The organism is Bradyrhizobium sp. USDA 3364, from assembly GCF_054056355.1.
This window is the reverse complement of record NZ_JBSRYG010000002.1, coordinates 1019555-1034658: the sequence shown is the minus strand read 5'-3', so window position 1 is coordinate 1034658 and position 15104 is coordinate 1019555. Positions and strand designations below refer to the sequence as shown.

At 58.9% G+C, this 15104-nt stretch carries 10 protein-coding genes and 5 pseudogenes; 6 read left to right on the top strand and 9 right to left on the bottom strand.

The window, feature by feature from the left end; translation table 11 throughout:
* Window positions 1-340 precede the first annotated feature (340 nt).
* Window positions 341-829, top strand: coding sequence for a GNAT family N-acetyltransferase (locus ACVILL_RS04980; protein WP_456728097.1), 489 nt, complete (start codon window positions 341-343; stop codon window positions 827-829).
* A gap of 90 nt (window positions 830-919) precedes the next feature.
* Here ACVILL_RS04980 and ACVILL_RS04975 read toward each other — a convergent pair whose 3' ends face one another.
* Both ACVILL_RS04975 and istA read right to left on the bottom strand, forming a co-directional pair.
* A complete protein-coding gene (locus ACVILL_RS04975; protein WP_456728096.1) occupies window positions 920-1069 on the bottom strand; it encodes a hypothetical protein in 150 nt (49 codons plus the stop codon).
* Window positions 1066-2455: pseudogene (gene istA, locus ACVILL_RS04970) on the bottom strand (IS21 family transposase); the annotation flags it as partial. The pseudogene istA and the gene ACVILL_RS04975, both read right to left, overlap by 4 nt.
* Window positions 2456-2544: 89 nt before the next feature.
* Here istA and ACVILL_RS04965 point away from each other — a divergent pair.
* Window positions 2545-4059: an ISNCY family transposase gene (locus tag ACVILL_RS04965; protein WP_456728095.1), complete on the top strand. Its 1515-nt coding sequence runs from the start codon at window positions 2545-2547 to the stop codon at window positions 4057-4059.
* Window positions 4060-4432: 373 nt separating this feature from the next.
* Here the strand turns inward: ACVILL_RS04965 and ACVILL_RS04960 are convergent, their stop codons facing one another.
* From ACVILL_RS04960 to ACVILL_RS04945, 4 genes and pseudogenes are all read right to left on the bottom strand, one after another.
* Window positions 4433-4603 (bottom strand): hypothetical protein, encoded by a 171-nt coding sequence (locus ACVILL_RS04960; RefSeq protein WP_456728094.1) that lies wholly within the window; start codon window positions 4601-4603, stop codon window positions 4433-4435.
* A pseudogene (locus tag ACVILL_RS04955) lies at window positions 4537-4674 on the bottom strand (hypothetical protein); the annotation flags it as partial. The pseudogene ACVILL_RS04955 and the gene ACVILL_RS04960, both read right to left, overlap by 67 nt.
* A 791-nt stretch (window positions 4675-5465) precedes the next feature.
* Complete coding sequence (locus tag ACVILL_RS04950) at window positions 5466-6443, bottom strand: cysteine synthase family protein (protein ID WP_456734168.1); 978 nt, start codon at window positions 6441-6443, stop codon at window positions 5466-5468.
* Window positions 6444-6560: 117 nt separating this feature from the next.
* Window positions 6561-7280, bottom strand: a complete 720-nt coding sequence (locus tag ACVILL_RS04945) for a GHMP family kinase ATP-binding protein (protein ID WP_456728093.1) — start codon at window positions 7278-7280, stop codon at window positions 6561-6563.
* A 542-nt stretch (window positions 7281-7822) separates the two neighbouring features.
* Here ACVILL_RS04945 and ACVILL_RS04940 point away from each other — a divergent pair.
* Window positions 7823-8955 (top strand): IS3 family transposase gene (locus ACVILL_RS04940; protein ID WP_456728087.1). Its coding sequence is split into 2 segments (ribosomal slippage): window positions 7823-8078 and window positions 8078-8955, totalling 1134 coding nucleotides; the frame shifts between segments, so codons are not numbered across the junction.
* 636 nt (window positions 8956-9591) lie between these two features.
* Here the strand turns inward: ACVILL_RS04940 and ACVILL_RS04935 are convergent.
* Window positions 9592-9777: pseudogene (locus ACVILL_RS04935) on the bottom strand (carbamoyltransferase N-terminal domain-containing protein); the annotation flags it as partial.
* A gap of 165 nt (window positions 9778-9942) precedes the next feature.
* On the bottom strand, window positions 9943-10332 hold the full coding sequence (locus ACVILL_RS04930; protein ID WP_456728092.1) for a carbamoyltransferase N-terminal domain-containing protein: 390 nt from the start codon (window positions 10330-10332) through the stop codon (window positions 9943-9945).
* Between ACVILL_RS04930 and ACVILL_RS04925 the strand changes: the two genes are divergently transcribed.
* The gene (locus ACVILL_RS04925) at window positions 10260-10520 is read left to right on the top strand and encodes a transposase (protein WP_456734167.1); all 261 of its coding nucleotides are present in this window, start codon (window positions 10260-10262) and stop codon (window positions 10518-10520) included. The genes ACVILL_RS04930 and ACVILL_RS04925 overlap by 73 nt on opposite strands.
* Window positions 10521-10572: 52 nt before the next feature.
* Here ACVILL_RS04925 and ACVILL_RS04920 read toward each other — a convergent pair whose 3' ends face one another.
* Window positions 10573-12774, bottom strand: coding sequence for an FkbM family methyltransferase (locus ACVILL_RS04920; protein WP_456728091.1), 2202 nt, complete (start codon window positions 12772-12774; stop codon window positions 10573-10575).
* 426 nt (window positions 12775-13200) lie between these two features.
* Between ACVILL_RS04920 and ACVILL_RS04915 the strand changes: the two are divergent.
* Window positions 13201-13488: pseudogene (locus tag ACVILL_RS04915) on the top strand (IS66 family transposase); the annotation flags it as partial.
* Between the two features lie 440 nt (window positions 13489-13928).
* Window positions 13929-15015, top strand: a pseudogene (locus ACVILL_RS04910) (saccharopine dehydrogenase family protein).
* The last annotated feature ends 89 nt before the right edge of the window (window positions 15016-15104 follow it).

Here is a 15104-nt window from a genome sequence, read left to right as displayed (position 1 = left end):
ATTGAGGCCGAGAAGGGGGCATCGTTGCGGCCACGCAGGTCAACTCGCGAGCTCCCTGCACACGCGATCCCTGTCCGTCCCGCTTTCTGAGGAAGAACGAGCAGCTGACAAAGTTACTAAATTGTCGCATCAGCGACACGGTCTTGTTTTTGGTTTGCTGCCCCCTGTAAGGGGCTGCACCGTCGATGGAAAGTTGTTCTGATCCTGTATCTGCGCGGTTGGCACGGCTTTTGAAACTCCCCCGTCAAGACCGCAAGGAGCTGCTCCTCGCTATCAAAGGTGAGCAAGGTGTTCATCCGGTGGTCGCCAGAGCTCAAACCTCGATGATAAGGAGATCCAAATGCGTACGACGCTGAAAGCCTTGTCGACCTTTGATTCCGCCATGGTTGCCCATTTGGACCTTGAACCCGAGCAAGAGCAATTCGTGGATCCGTTGGACTGGATATTTTCTCAACTTCTGAATAGCCCACATCCTGAATTAGAGCACCCGTTCGCGATCGTCTTTCGCCATCAGGTTGTTGGCTTTCTCGTTCTTCGCGAAAAGGCGGCTTCGCCTGAATGGGCACCGCCAAACGTGATCACATCCCATAGTCTTCGAATTGGCCGCGCGTATCAAGGGAATGGATATGGTAGGGCAGCGGTTGGGCTTATGGCTGAATGGGTATGGACAAATCGACCAGGTATCAACCGTATCATGGGAGCCATTAACGCACGCAATTTAACGTCTAGAAACGTTCTTCTGAAGGCCGGTTTTCGAGATACGGGCGCTACTCACTTAGGCCCAATCGGGCTTCAGAACATTGTTGAATATCAGATCAGTTCGGGATGATTAGCTCAGTTCTGCTGACTTTTGACTGTCTTGGCAGGCATTTGTGAGGAAAGCCGAGTTGGATTGTACGCATCCGGCGACCCCCCTGACTTAAGCGGCGTGAGCGACGCTGTGAGGCCACCCTTCCTTGTCCGACTGTGCGGCGAGCTTCGGCCAGATCGCCTTGACGCCCGGCAGGCGGAGCTCATTGAGAAGCAGCTCGACACGGGCAGCATCGACGGAGGTAGCGATACCGGTCATGCTGCCTCTCCCAGGTTCGAGCGGCCCGACATGACGCTGACGGAGGCGAGTTCATCGTAGACGTCGAGCGGCGCCAGCTTGACGGCGACACGCGGGATCGAGGCCGCCTCGGGCCGGAAGCGGTCGCGTAGCGCGGCAAGATCGGGTAACTGTCCGGCGTCCAGATCCATCGCGATCGCCTCGGCGAGTTCTGCTTCGCAGGCGCGCTCGTGAGCCAGCGCCAGAAGCTCGACCGTCACCTTGCAGGCGCGCCGGTCATCACCATGCTCCCGCAAGGTCTCGAACAGACGTTTGTAAGCTGCACGTGGGAAGAGTTGGTCGCGATAAACGAGATTGAGGAGCGCCATCGGCTTGCGCCGCAGGGCATGGATGACATGCCGGTAATCCACGACATGACCGCCCCGGCTCTCGGACACAGGTCGACCGCGCCGCAGCGTCACGACCGGTATGACGCCAAGGAAGCATTCGAGCCGGTCGTCGAAGATGCGCACACGCAGGCGATGGCCGATCAATCTTGAAGGCACGGTGTAGAACACGCGCCGCAGGAGGAAGCCGCCTGGGACGTCACCGGGATCACTTTCTCCTCGAAGTCGGTCGTGCGGCCTTTTGGCAGCGGCGTCAACGCCTCCTTCTCGAGCGCGATCGGCTTGGCGAGGTTGGCGTTGCGCCGGCCGACAATCTCGTCGACAAAAGCCCGGTCCGCATCGAGACTGGCGAAGTCGCGCGTCCCCCGCAGCAACAGCGCATCTTCCAGTGCCCGCTTGAGATGGCCGTGCGCGCTCTCGATCGAGCCATTCTCATGTGCGATGCCCGCATTGTTGCGCGTTGGCGCCATGCCATAGTGGCCCATCAGCCCGGCGTAGCGCTGCGTCAGATCCTCCCGTGCGTCGGCGGCCAGATTGCGGAACGCTGCCGACAGGCTGTCGCTGCGATGCTCCCGCGGCACGCCGCCAAGCGCCCACAGTGCGTTCTGCAAGCCCTCCGCCAGGGCGACGAAGCTTTCGCCGCCGAGCACGACATGGGCATGCTCGAAGCCGGAGAACGCCAACCGGAAGTGATAGATTGATCGAGCGGCTCACCCGCGATGGTAATACCGAGCGCGCTCACGCCGGTGAAGTCGGACAGACCCAGGCGGCCGGGCTCGTGCTGCTGGCGGAAGATCACGTCCTGTTCGGGGCCGTTGAGCGCCCGCCAGGCGTTGATGCGCCGCTCCAGAGTGCGGCGGATGTTCGGGTTCAGGTCATGATGCCGTCGGCGCAGCTCGTCCAGCACGCCGATCACGCGGATGCCGGGCGCAGCCTTCAGGATCGGATCGATCTCGGTCTCCCAATACTGCGCGAGCGGATCGGACCGGCGCCGGCCCCTCGGCGTCTTCTTCTGCGATGGCCGCATTGCCTCGCCCTAAAAGTTACCGGATGCTGAGCCGTTGCCTCACGTAAATTGCTCCCTTGGACTGGGAACGAGCGGGGGCAAGGATGGGGCGGCTGAGCATGGCGACGCGGAAGGAACTGACGGCGGCGGTAGCCGCGCGCTATCGGACGTCGGATCGCGCGAAGAAGGCGCGGATATTGGACGAGTTCGTCGACATCACCGGATTCCATCGCAAGCACGCGATGCGACTACTTCGAGGTCAGGAAGACGTACGCTCAGGTCGGCGGGCGCGACGTCGAGTCTATTCCGAGGCGGAACACAACGCGATCGCGCTTCTTTGGGAGGCGTCAGACCGGATCTGCGGGAAGCGGCTGAAGGCGTTAATGCCTGCGCTGATCGAGGCGATGGAACGGCACGGCCACCTCGACCTCGCTCCCGAGATCCGCGACAAACTTCTGGCGATGAGCGCTGCGACGATCGACCGCGCATTGGCGCGGGTGCGAGACGGGTTAGGTCGCAAGCGCCGACGGCCCGCGGCGCACGCCTTGCGTCGCAGGATTCCAATACGGACGTTGGCAGACTGGAACGATTCGGCGCCGGGTTTTGTCGAAGCTGACCTCGTAGCGCACAGCGGTCCATCGGCGCGCGGCAGCTTCATCCAGACCCTCGTGCTCACCGACGTCGCGACCGGTTGGACGGAGTGCGCTCCATTGATTGTGCGCGAACAGACGCTGCTGAGCACTGTGCTGACGGAATTGCGCAAACAATTGCCCTTCGCGCTGCTCGGCCTCGATACGGACAACGACACCGTGTTTATGAACGAGACGCTGAAGGCCTACTGCGATGCGGGCAACATCGTCTTCACGCGTTGCCGGCCCTACCGCAAGAACGAACAGGCGTTCGTCGAGCAGAAGAACGGCGCGGTCGTGCGCAGGATGGTCGGCTATCGTCGGTTCGAGGGCCTGGAGGCGGCTACACTGCTTGCTCAACTCTACCGATCGGCGCGGCTGTTCGTGAACTTCTTCCAGCCTTCGTTCAAGTTGATAGCCAAACAGCGCGACGGTGCGCGTGTGCGCAAGACGTACAGCGCGCCGGCGACGCCACACCAGCGCTTGGCTGCCGACGCTCGCACGCCCGAAGCGGTTCGCGCCCATCTCCAGGAAATCTATGCCGCTCTCGACCCGGTCGCGTTGCTGCACGATATGCGCGCCGCACAGGAGCGCCTCGCGGCGCTCGCGGATGCCCAGCCAATCGTCGATCCTGCCATGGCATCGCAACCGATCGATCTCTTCTTGGCAAGCCTGCGAACCGCCTGGAAGGACGGAGGTGTGCGACCGACGGATCGGCCAATCGTGAAAGCGAAGAGAGGCCGGCGTCGTCCCGACCCGCTCATCCGGGTAACGCCAGATTTGCGAAAATGGTTTGAGGCCGAGCCCTGGCGGACCGGTAGTGAACTGCTCTCCCGGTTGCAGGTAGAACATCCCGGAGCCTATCCGAACAAGCTTCTTCGAACGCTACAGCGTCGCTTGAAATCCTGGCGCAGCGAGCAAGCAAATGCATTGCTGTTCGTCTCCTCGGAGAAGACGCCGTCGACGTATGAGATCACAATACCCCAGTGATGAGCCAGGAACGAGCGGAGGAGGCCGGGCGCTCCGAAACCCCGGCCATCTCCGCACCCGGCCTCCTCCTCACCCATGCCGGGAGCAAAATAAATGAGGCAACGGACCGTACTCGGGAGCATGGATACGTGAGGCAATACGGAGTTTCACCCTGATCGCCGCCGCGCATACAGCCTTACTGGGTGCCCCGATCTCGTCTATCAACTGTCGCGTCATCTTCCCATTCAGCGCCGTTGCAACCACGACCGGGAGGACCCGGCTGTTCCTTCCGGCCGACACTTATGCCGTGCGATAGGTCTCCTCTCGTGTCATCACGGCCCAGATGATCCTTGCCATTTTGTTGGCCAGAGCGACCGCGGCGAGCTTGATGGGCTTACGCGCAATAATGCGTCCTAACCAACTTTGAGCGAAGTTCTGCTTGCCGCGCGACCAGCGGATCGTGGACATGGCGCCAATGACGAGGAGGCGGCGGATGGTGCGGTCGCCCCATCTTCGTGATGCGGCCCAATCGTTTTTTGCCACCGCTCGAGTTCTGACGTGGCACAAGGCCAAGCCATGCCGCAAAGTCGCGGCCTGATCGGAAGCCGCGGATATCCGGCCCAGTCCGGCTAATATCGCGCTGACGGCGATTGGACCGACGCCTGGAACGCTGAGCAGCCTGGCGGCTTCGGGTTCTGCACGACAATGCCTCCGTATTTGGGCTTCGAGAGCATTAATCTGGAGCGGTTAGCGCGACGAGCTGGTCGGCAAGGATATTTAACGGTGCTCGTACCGTATCGGGGATCGGTGTCGCCGGATCGGATATCCTCTTGATGAGAGGATCGACATGCTGAGGGCCCGCCGCTGCGACTACACCGAACTCTGCCATATGACTCCGCATCGCGTTGATGAGTGAAACACGCTGCCGCGACAGAAGCTCATGCGTGCGATGCACCACCCGCGCCGCCTGTTGCGTCAATGACTTGACGGGAGCGGGCCGAACCCGCCGGTCGCGTCACCGCTTCGCAGATCGCTGCGGCGTCCGCAGCGTCGTTCTTTTGCCGTGCCACATAAGGCTTCACATACGAAGCCGGAATCATCTTAGCGTCATGGCCAAGAGCGCGACTCTCGCGTGCCCAGTAATGCGATGATGCGCATGCTTCCATGCCGACAACGCAAGGCGGCAACTTGGCGAAGAAACTCTGCACCTCCTCACGTAGCAGAATGAAAATGGAAATTGGTTGAAGACTAGTCCGCTGAAATCCTGAACGGATAAGGTAGGACGGTATTGGCATAGTTGACAACAATTCGTCGATTCAGAGAGAAAGCGCTGTCAGAGCCGCGGCGTCTATTGGCATGCCCCTCGTCAAGATTGCGCGTCTTGGGGCTCTACGGATCTTCTGGCTCACTCAGCGAGCAGACAGCATTCAACAAGTGGGTGACTGGCGGATCGAATGTCTTGTCGCACGGCTGGTAGTTCTGGGAACCACTTGGTCAAGCGTTCGTCTCCCCCAAGCGTAGCACGACCAACCTTTCAGTCTTTCGGTAGGAGCTGTGACAGCCATGGGCCGTTCGCGTACTGACCCCGGCCACTCAGGAATGGAAGAAAGCCACCCCTCGCTGTAAACGGTTTCAAGGTAACGGTGCCCCTCATCGGGAAATATGGCGACAACTCTTTTGCCCGGATTCATTTGCGACCACCAGTCTGCAATCCTATACGCAGCCCCACTAGTGGGGCCCATAAATAGCCCGTGATCCCCGTGCAATTGATGGGTTGCACAAACCGCATCTGCAGCTGGCAGCCAATGGACCTCGTCGAAGCATCTGTGGTCGAGATTTGAGGGGAGGATGTCACCTCCCAGCCCGCTAAGGTATCGCTGACCACTAGGTTGCCCAAACAGAACTGAGTTTGGAGTATCGACGCCAACAACATGCAGTTCGGGAAACAGTACCCTCAGGCACCTGGATGTGCCGCACATAGAGCCACCCGACCCAACGGCACCGACTAGGCAGTCGATCCTTCCCACCCCGTCAATGAGCGCGCCCGCGAATTTCGCATACGCGAGCGGATAGTCTGGGTTAGAGTGCTGTGAGGGCCAATAGCTGTCGGACCTTTCTTTCAGGAGCACCGCCAGTCTGTGCAACCGTGCCTGCTGAAGCCCTCCACTGTGCGCTGGCTTTTCGATGATGTCTACGTGCACGCCAAGGTGGCTGAGGCGCTTATGAAGATGCCGGTCGAGCGTGCAGTCACTTACCAACGTAAGTTGGTAGCCATGCTGTACAGCAAGCATGGCCAGGGCGAGCCCAAAATTGCCTGAAGAGGATTCGCAAATGCGGGCACCCGGTTTCAACAAACCTTGCTCTGCGGCTCGCTCAAGGATGAAGCGTGCGGGGAGGAGCTTCATAAGAAAAGAGCTGGCGCCATATAGGCCATTTCTCAACTGGATGATTCGCGGATTCTCGAAATCCTCTAGTTTGCGCATCAAAGCTCGGCTAACCACTTGTTGCTCCCAGCTAGGGCGTTAATGTCGAAAGATGGAAGGCTCGAAGCCCGACTTTCTCAGGTCATACATAGCTAGCTCCATGTGTTCAGTAGTCCGTTTGTTTGTGGGATCGAACAGCAAGCCGACAACGGTCCCACTGTGTGCAACCTGCACGCCGACCGCGCCATGGCGAACGCCAATAGTTTGGATATCGCGCAAGCGCGGTTTTGGGAGGAATCTCTCGTTGATCAGGGCGCTGGCGGTAGCAACTCGGCCAAGCAATCCAAGATCGGAATTCCCGATTGCCTTACGCATAAGACTCCGGAGCGGACGAAAGAGTTCGATCTCGAACGGACTGTACAGTGCCGGCTCGAATAGGAGCGTATCAACGGTCCGATCGGGCGTTACATCGACGCCGATGAAGTCGATCGCTGGTAGTGGGTGTTGGAAGCACTCTATCACTATCCCCTCGCGATGCGCAAAGAGCACTGCCTGCTGTGAAAATAATGTGGAATCGCACGCCGTCTCAGCGCTAACCGCAATTTCCATCACGCGCTCGGATGTTGGTTGGACGTCCAGGTAATCGAGAACGGCTAAGATGCTGGCTAGGACGTCCGCTGTGGATGAACCCATGCCGCGCGCAACAGGGATGTTGCTCTCTATCGTGAGATGTCCGCCAGCCTTCATCCCGGCGAACGTCTTGAGCACAAGCTCAGCGGCGCGCTTTGATTTTTTGCAAGATTGTGGGGTGACGGACAATGCGCCTTCGTGCCTCGACCTGAAGTGCGCTCTTGACTTAAGAGCACGACAAGGCAGAGACATCAGCCCACGGTGCAAGCGAGCATTTTCGTCCTCGAAGATGCCCTGGATCAACTCGCCATGGTGACCGATAGCCTCACCGTGTCCCTCTGTTGCACGCATAGTAGACCTCATAATGCGTGTCGGAGTTGAGTTCGCAGCCGATGATCGGATCCGACACTCCGTTGACTGCGGCCGCTTCTTCGAAATTCCGGATGCGATTTTGCAACCTCGCGACCCCGGTCATCAAAATCCGTGCCAATTGAGGGAAAAGACCTCGGAATAGGTCTCTCAAAGCTATTTTGCGGACCCAGATGGGAAGTCCGCAGAAAACCGTTCAGCACTACCGTTGCGAATACGACAATGGTGCGTCAGTCATTGAACATTATCGCAATTATTGCGCGAGGGTGAAGGTGAGAGCCGGCTCCGTAAATCTGAACAGGGCGATAAGTGGAGTTTCTGCCTGACGGCGGGCAAGATTGTCCCGCGAATCAGGAGAGACGATGACGAGACGCGCACGCCGGAACCACACACCGGCTTTCAAGGCGAAGGTGGCGCTGGACGCTGTCAAGGGCGACCGAACGATAGCTCAACTGGCCGAGCACTTTGACGTTCACCCCAATCAGATTACGGCATGGAAAGCCCAGCTGGAGGGTGGAGCTTCCGGAGTTTTTGGACCTGGCAGCGCCGCGCCCGCCGTGCCTGCGATCGACGTGAAGTCGCTGCACGCTAAGATCGGAGAACTGACGCTGGAGAACGATTTTTTAGAAGGAGCGCTCACCAAGGCGGGATTGCTGAGCGCAAAGCGATGATCGACCGTGAGCACGATCTGTCGATCACCAGGCAGGCGGAAGTTTTGAAGATCAGCCGTAGCAGCGTCTATTATCTGCCGCGCCCGGTGTCGCCCGACGATCTCGCGACAATGCGACGGCTTGATCGGCTGCATCTGGAGTTCCCTTTCGCCGGTTCGCGAATGTTGCGAGGCCTGCTGGCTGCCGAGGGGTGCAAGGTCGGCCGCCGGCATGTCAAAACGCTCATGCGGCGGATGGGGATAGAGGCGCTGTACCGTCGTCCGCGCACCACCAAACCTGAGCCCGGGCACAAGATCTATCCGTATCTGCTGCGCGGCGTGGAGATCACGCGCCCGAACCAGGTCTGGGCAATGGATATCACCTACATCCCGATGGCGCGCGGCATCGTGTATCTCGCTGTCGTGCTGGACTGGGCGACCCGCCGGGTTCTGTCGTGGCGGCTCTCGATCACGATGGAGGCGGCGTTCTGTGTCGAGACACTGGAGGACGCTTTGGCGCGTCACGGCAGACCTGAAATCTTCAACACGGATCAGGGCTCGCAGTTCACCGGCTCGGCCTTCACCGGCGTGCTCGCCAGCAACGGCATCGCCATCAGCATGGACGGTAAAGGAGCTTGGCGGGACAACGTGTTCGTTGAGCGATTGTGGCGCAGCGTCAAATACGAGGAGGTTTATCTGCGGGCCTACGACAGCGTGTCCGACGCCCGCGCCTCGATCGGCCGATACCTGGACTTTTACAATGCCCGACGTCCACATTCGAGCCTTGACGGCGGCACACCGGATCAAGCCTACTTCAACCCGCTGCCAATCCGCATGGCGGCCTAACCCCGGCAGAGCCTCCACTTATTCGACGCGGAGATTCTGTTCAGACAACCGGGACCAGCTCTCTCGACAACGATCATGTCGCCATCTGGCTCCTTAGTTGGCAAGTATGAAATGTGGAATCTTCGTGCAAGACGCTGCAAGCCAGCTATCGCTCGCTTAATTCGCTGTCGTCCACAGTCCGCCATCGGACCACACGTCGTCAACGCCCCCCTCGCAGGCAGCTGCAACTTCGGGGAAGAACCCACATCCATTGTGGTTGGCACTGGTGTTACAGCAGCGGAATGCTCGCGAGCTTGTGCTGAGAATTCTGGGATGTGTCTCTAATCGCGCCGATCCGTCGAGATGTACAACAGCAGGGATTTTGTCCTGCTATTTTGCTTGCGTCTGGTGATCGAAGAGCTTGTAGCGATCCGGTGTTCCGGGACTAAAAATATCCGACGCACGATCCTCCAAGTATATCGGCGCTCGGGGCGGAAGTGTTCGCGAAGTTTAATCTCGTTGAGAATCCTTCATTTGAGAAAGAGTGGGGCGTGCCAGTATGCTTCTGGCACCCAACGCCCCATGGCCCGAGCTCGGCGGGGCTAGTGAGAAAGATCACGGGTTTGTTGCTCGCGAGCCGCAATCTCACGCATACTGCTACAAGGCGCAGAGGCCCATTCGGCAGGACTTTGCTGCCTTGAAGGGCCGGACCACTGTAACTGACCATTCCAATCCCACTAACCCCTTCTGCGCCGCCATTGCGTCGCAAGCGGCACCGATCGCCGATCCGCTGTCATTCGGAAAGGGCGGTACTCTGACAGCATCGAACAGGCCGCTGGCACGAAGTCTGCTGTTCTACTTGATATTGAGGCCACCGCGGCCTGATATGCACAAGTTGCGCGGTCTTACGGAGATGAATATCGCCGCAAGGCAATCGCTTTCCGCGGATCAGGAGACGTTTGAGAAAGGCGTGAAAGGATGCGAGCACATCTTCGGGTGCCTTGGCCTTCAGACCAAGCGCGCGCGCTTTGAGGAAGGCGTGTATAGGCGTATGAAAACAGACCTAGTAACGTTATTTATGCCAGCGCGGTGGCGCAGGGCAAGCTCCGTGTTGGCCGCGAAGCGCTCCTCGTAGAGCTCCTGCAATACCGCGACGATGTTTTCATCAGCAGCACCGAGTTCGATGTAGGCCATCAGTTTGTGGCAAGACCTAGGTCTTCCAATCTGGGGGGGGCGCCTGCTTATACGGTTCGAAGTAATGCACGCGCCCGTAGACGTACACAGTCGTCGGGAACAGACATTCGAAAAATCGGGGCCTCCGGCGCATATACGCATACAATAGAGAAGCGCAAAGGTGCCACCGTCCCACACCAGGCAGACGGCCGCACCACGCACCATCGTGGCCCACGATCAATCAACGCATCCGCAAGCGGATTGAAGGAGGCTTCGGTTACATCAAGACCGTCGCGGTCCAGCGCAAGACGAGGTACCGCGGAACAGCGCGTGTCGGCTTCATGTTGACACTTGCCGCCACCGCCTACAATCTGGCGCGAATCCTGAAGCTACTGGCAGCCATGCCACGCTAAGGAGATGGGCGAAGCGGTGCCTCACCAAGATTGATCCCGAAGAACCAACGTGTCAGAAACTCGCCCCCGAGACGCCGATCGGCAGTGGCGCGATCAGATAGTTTTGGATGCCGCGATAGCGCTGGTAGCGCCCGATCGAATGGTACCTTGCTTGCGTGCACCAAGCGGTAAACGCGTCGCTGGCGCGATCCCAGATCTCCACGAACATCATCGGACGCCAGCGCCTGATCGTTTCACGCAGCCCCTCCAGAACGTCGAGCTCCATTCCCTCCACATCGAGCTTTATGAATTCGACCCGCTCATCGAGCAACACGGAATCGCCGGCAATTGCATCCGTTTCGCCGAGCGCGTCGGCGAAGAAACAGGTGTGTCCCAAATTGTACGGATCGGGCGTCTCCTTGCGGAACTTGCCGGCTTTCGAGCCGAGGGCCTTGCCAAGAAAGCCCGTGTCTACATTCTTGCAGCCGTTCAGGCTGCAGTTGATCCTTAGAATCGAGGCGGCTTCGTCGTTCGGTTCGAAAACGATTATCCTTGGTGCGTTCGTGAACTTCGACATGTAGACGGCGTGGTTGCCGACACTCGCTCCGATGTCGACGAATACGCCGGTTCCTCGATAATGACTCGTGATAAGCTGAAGCTCTTCGGCTTCGTAAAATTGTCCTTGCTGGTGGAACTTCATGATCGCGTCGGACGCATTGGTCACGAAAAACTTCACAGGCAGGCAATTCACGTTCGACTCCACTATGTGACCGGCCCGAGACTCTTCGTTCGCGGAAAGGGGCATGCGCTGCCCGACTCGGCCATCTCTGATTTCGCTGGTTCGTTCCAAAGCGGCTCGAATGTCGCTGGCGCCAACCGTGGCGATCCATGACTCGGAATCTGCGACGCCAAATGATATGAGAAGCCGTTCTTGATCTGGATGCCACGCTAGGCCGACCGCAAATTCCACGCCCCTTCGATTGAAATAGAACGAGCGGCTGACGCCGACGAGGTGGTTTGAGCGGTTGAACCAGACGAACCGATGAAAATAGAATCGTCTTTGTTCGGCGTGAGGGACCTCGTGAATCACTGCGAGCCAGCCGCCGTCGAACGGAACCAACTGGGAGCCGCCTCGAAAGCCGTCGGCGGAAATGTCGGGGACGTCCTCTTGAATCGTATGCCCGTCGGAAGTCACGACCCGGGTCGGATCGCAGAGATAGATGAACCTTAAGTCGACGCCTTGGACTTGCGGCATCCAGTTTTTTTCATGTCTCTTCGGTCCGTCTGCCTCAAGCTTTCGCCAATCCACCAGGCGATAGGTGCACTCGCCCTCGGGTTCGAGACGCGCCAATACTTGCTCGCACCACCCCTCGGGCGATAACTCCCGAACCCATGCGCTGCCCCACAAGGCCCCGCGCCAGCTGAACAGGCGAATATCTCCGAAGCCAAGAGAGAGCGGAAATGCGGGCGCAGGCATGTCTTTTGGCGGCAGAATTTCGGCGGTAGAGCGGACCGAAAGGTCAGTGTTGAGACGAAGCACGAAATTCCGCGTCATGAATGGCTGTCCTTCGGGAGTGCTATATTGAAGGCAGTCTTCGGTCACGACCCAATTGACCGTTCGTTGGGCGACGAAGAGTTGATCGCCCAGCCGCGTGACCGACGGATTGAGTGGCAGGTAGCCGTCGGGAGGAGAAAAGTCGATCTGTTGTGCCTTGAACGACGGTAGCAGAACGTCGGCCGATTGTACGTAGAAGCGGAGGTTCGATCGCGCCCGTAGCCGCGGCCCCTGGGCGGCGTCACGGCTGAGTGCGAGATAATTGCATGCGGCGAAGCCTCGATCTTTCCGGGCAGCGTCGCGGGAGCCGCTCGCGGCGATCGAATATTCTTCAAGAAGGCCGGTTGTATAGACGTAATCCTCTACGAACAGAATGTCTGTCTTGGGATATTGGACCGTTAAACCGCACTCCGCAAACAATGCAGCCGAGTGGTTCAGCCCCTTTTCTCGATAGAACTTGGCAAGGTCATAGAGTGGCTCTGCTCGCTGTGGACGTTGATCGAATGCGGCGAGAGCCTCGCCGACAAATCCGCCTTCATCGCCGAGGCTACGCAGGCAACGCGCTTGCTGCAGGCGTGCCATCCAGGCCTCTTCATCCCAGCCGCCCATCTTGGCGCGCTTGGCGTACGTATCGGCGGCCTCAGTGAGACGACCGGCCTCACGATAGGATTGCGCGAGGAAGAACCAGTGACTGGCGTTTTCGGGATTGTCGAGTGGCATAACGTCCTCCTCGGTTGTCGTACCACGCCTGGAGCAAAGTTCAGGCCAGTCAGATGCTGTGGACTCTTACGGATTCCTTGAGGTCGCGATGTCACGCTCCAAACAGTTGGTGGGTTCTGGACACAAGACACGTTCGCTTTCACCCAGAAGCGTACGCTCCAGCTAAATCGATTCACTAGCTGGTAGATCATGTCGAGAAATGAGAGGCGGGTGTTCCTAGACGACGCTGCCGATCGAATCCATCAGAGGTACGCCCAACGATGTTCAGGGCCAACATCGCGACGCTCGGAAGTCCGAAACTTAGCATGTCGGAAATGTCTTTCCGCTGTTTTCGGTAGGCGACGACTATTTGAGTGATGGTGTGAGAATTCGCTTAACGTGGTTTTCGGATGCTTTCCCGGGTAGCGTCGGGGGATCTTGCTGGCCCTCAAGCGCTCGGTCCTGGCGTTCTAGGTGGGCTATGCGGCCGCGGAGCTTCGTCCGCTCTGGCTCAGGCTGCACGAGATCATTCTGACCACGAGCAAGATCGCGGTTGACGATACCACAGCTCCGATGCTCGATCCCGGCCGCGGCCGCACCAAGAAGGCCTTCTTCTGGGCGATCGCGCGCGACGATCGGCCGTGGGCCGGAGCCGATCCGCCGGCAGTGGCCTACACTTACGCGCCCGGTCGCGGCGCCGTCCATGCGCGCACTCGCCGAGACGCGCACCGTGGAGCCTGCTGGCGGATTCTGCCTCCACTCGAATGGGTGAACGTGAATCCGCGAGCTAAAGGAAGCGATTGAGCACGCCGATGGGGTAGCGCCAGGATGCAGCATGCCGCCAACCGCCTCGAGCCATCCAGCGGCTGCCTCCGCTGGCCGCTTGATCGACGGAACGCCTGCCTGCACGGCCTTGGCTGAAACAATCGGCTGATCGAGATAAAACCCTAACACTAACTCGCTCGGGATGCCGCGGAGCTCAGCTACGGTATTTCTCGCCAAACCCTAAAATCGTCCTATCCCCTTCGTCCGACAGGGATATGGGGACTCTTTCGGAGCGTCGACATCATTTGTTATCAACCAAACCAGGGAGGCCGAACTGCGCCTGTTGTCGCTGTGAATCATCAGATTGTCTAATAAACTCGTGACTATCCAAGCCGGAAAAAGGGAAGGACGTGATCCTCACCAGCGCCGGCAAGATCGATGGCGAGATTGCAACGATACCGGCAATTACAGCGTGACGGTCGTCGACCGTAACGGCGAGCAACTCGCTGAAATCGACGGCCATCCGGTGATTTCCCGCGCGATGCTTGACATCGTCAATTGGGCAAGTTTGGTGAGCCGCGCTCAACGGTAAATTCGCTGTGCTTTCGGCCGTCCTCTTCCACTTGACGGCACACATCGCCGAGGCTGCACTGGGAGGCAGGTGCGCACTATCTCGATTGATTTAACTGAGGATGTCACCACCACGAAGAAAGTCGAGGCCCTGGCCCGAAACGCCGAGCGTGCATTCATCCCCCCATGCGATTTGGCCCCCGGCTTTATTTCGATCGTCGCTACGATCTGGCATCCCGCTTCGATACCCTCGGCAGTGTACGCAGGCGCGTCGGCGCGACGCCGCAGTATCCTCCAACGCACTCAACTATAATCTGACCTGGACACCGAGGGTCTGATCAACGAATACATCGAGCTTTGCGAAGCCATCGTCGAGGGCAGACTGGTGAATGTCACAGCCATGGAAGAACGGAAGGAGCTTTCGCTCGACGGTGTGACCTATGAAGCTTCCAGCACCTCCGGCGGCCTTGGCACGTTGGCAAGGATGCTGGAGGGCAAGGTACGCACCATGAACTACCGCACCATTCGTTATCCCGGCCACCAGGTGATCATTAAGGCGCTGCTGAGCGACCTGAATCTGAAGAACCGCCGCGATGTGCTGAAGGATCTGTTCGAAAACCCGCTACTCGCAACCATGCAGGATGTGGTCGTCATCTTCGTCACGGTCTGCGGGTGGCAGGACGAGCGTTATGTGCGGGAAACCTATGCAAACAAGATCTATGCCGGAGTTGTTGCGGGGTGCAAACTGAGCGCCATTCAGATCACGACCGCGGCTGGCATTTCCGCCGTCTTCGACCTTCGGCGCAGGAGAGGCTGTTAGCAAAGGGCTTTGTCCGCCAGGAGGAGATCCCTTTGTCGGACTTCGTCAGCAATCGGTTCGGTCAGGTTTACAATCTGGACGCGGTACCAGCGAGGCAATCCCGATGAGGCATTCGCGTGTCGTCAGCTCCGTTACGGGCGCGCCGCTAAGTCGCCGGGCGCTCCGCTTTGTTTCCGCAGCAGCGGCCAAAGAGCTA

Bases quoted from the DNA above. Each gene is read 5' to 3' on its own strand.
- ACVILL_RS04980 (WP_456728097.1), top strand. From the start codon at position 341: ATGCGTACGACGCTGAAAGCCTTGTCGACCTTTGATTCCGCCATGGTT.
- ACVILL_RS04975 (WP_456728096.1), bottom strand. From the start codon at position 1,069: ATGACCGGTATCGCTACCTCCGTCGATGCTGCCCGTGTCGAGCTGCTT.
- ACVILL_RS04965 (WP_456728095.1), top strand. From the start codon at position 2,545: ATGGGGCGGCTGAGCATGGCGACGCGGAAGGAACTGACGGCGGCGGTA.
- ACVILL_RS04950 (WP_456734168.1), bottom strand. From the start codon at position 6,443: ATGAAGCTCCTCCCCGCACGCTTCATCCTTGAGCGAGCCGCAGAGCAA.
- ACVILL_RS04930 (WP_456728092.1), bottom strand. From the start codon at position 10,332: ATGGTGCGTGGTGCGGCCGTCTGCCTGGTGTGGGACGGTGGCACCTTT.
- ACVILL_RS04920 (WP_456728091.1), bottom strand. From the start codon at position 12,774: ATGCCACTCGACAATCCCGAAAACGCCAGTCACTGGTTCTTCCTCGCG.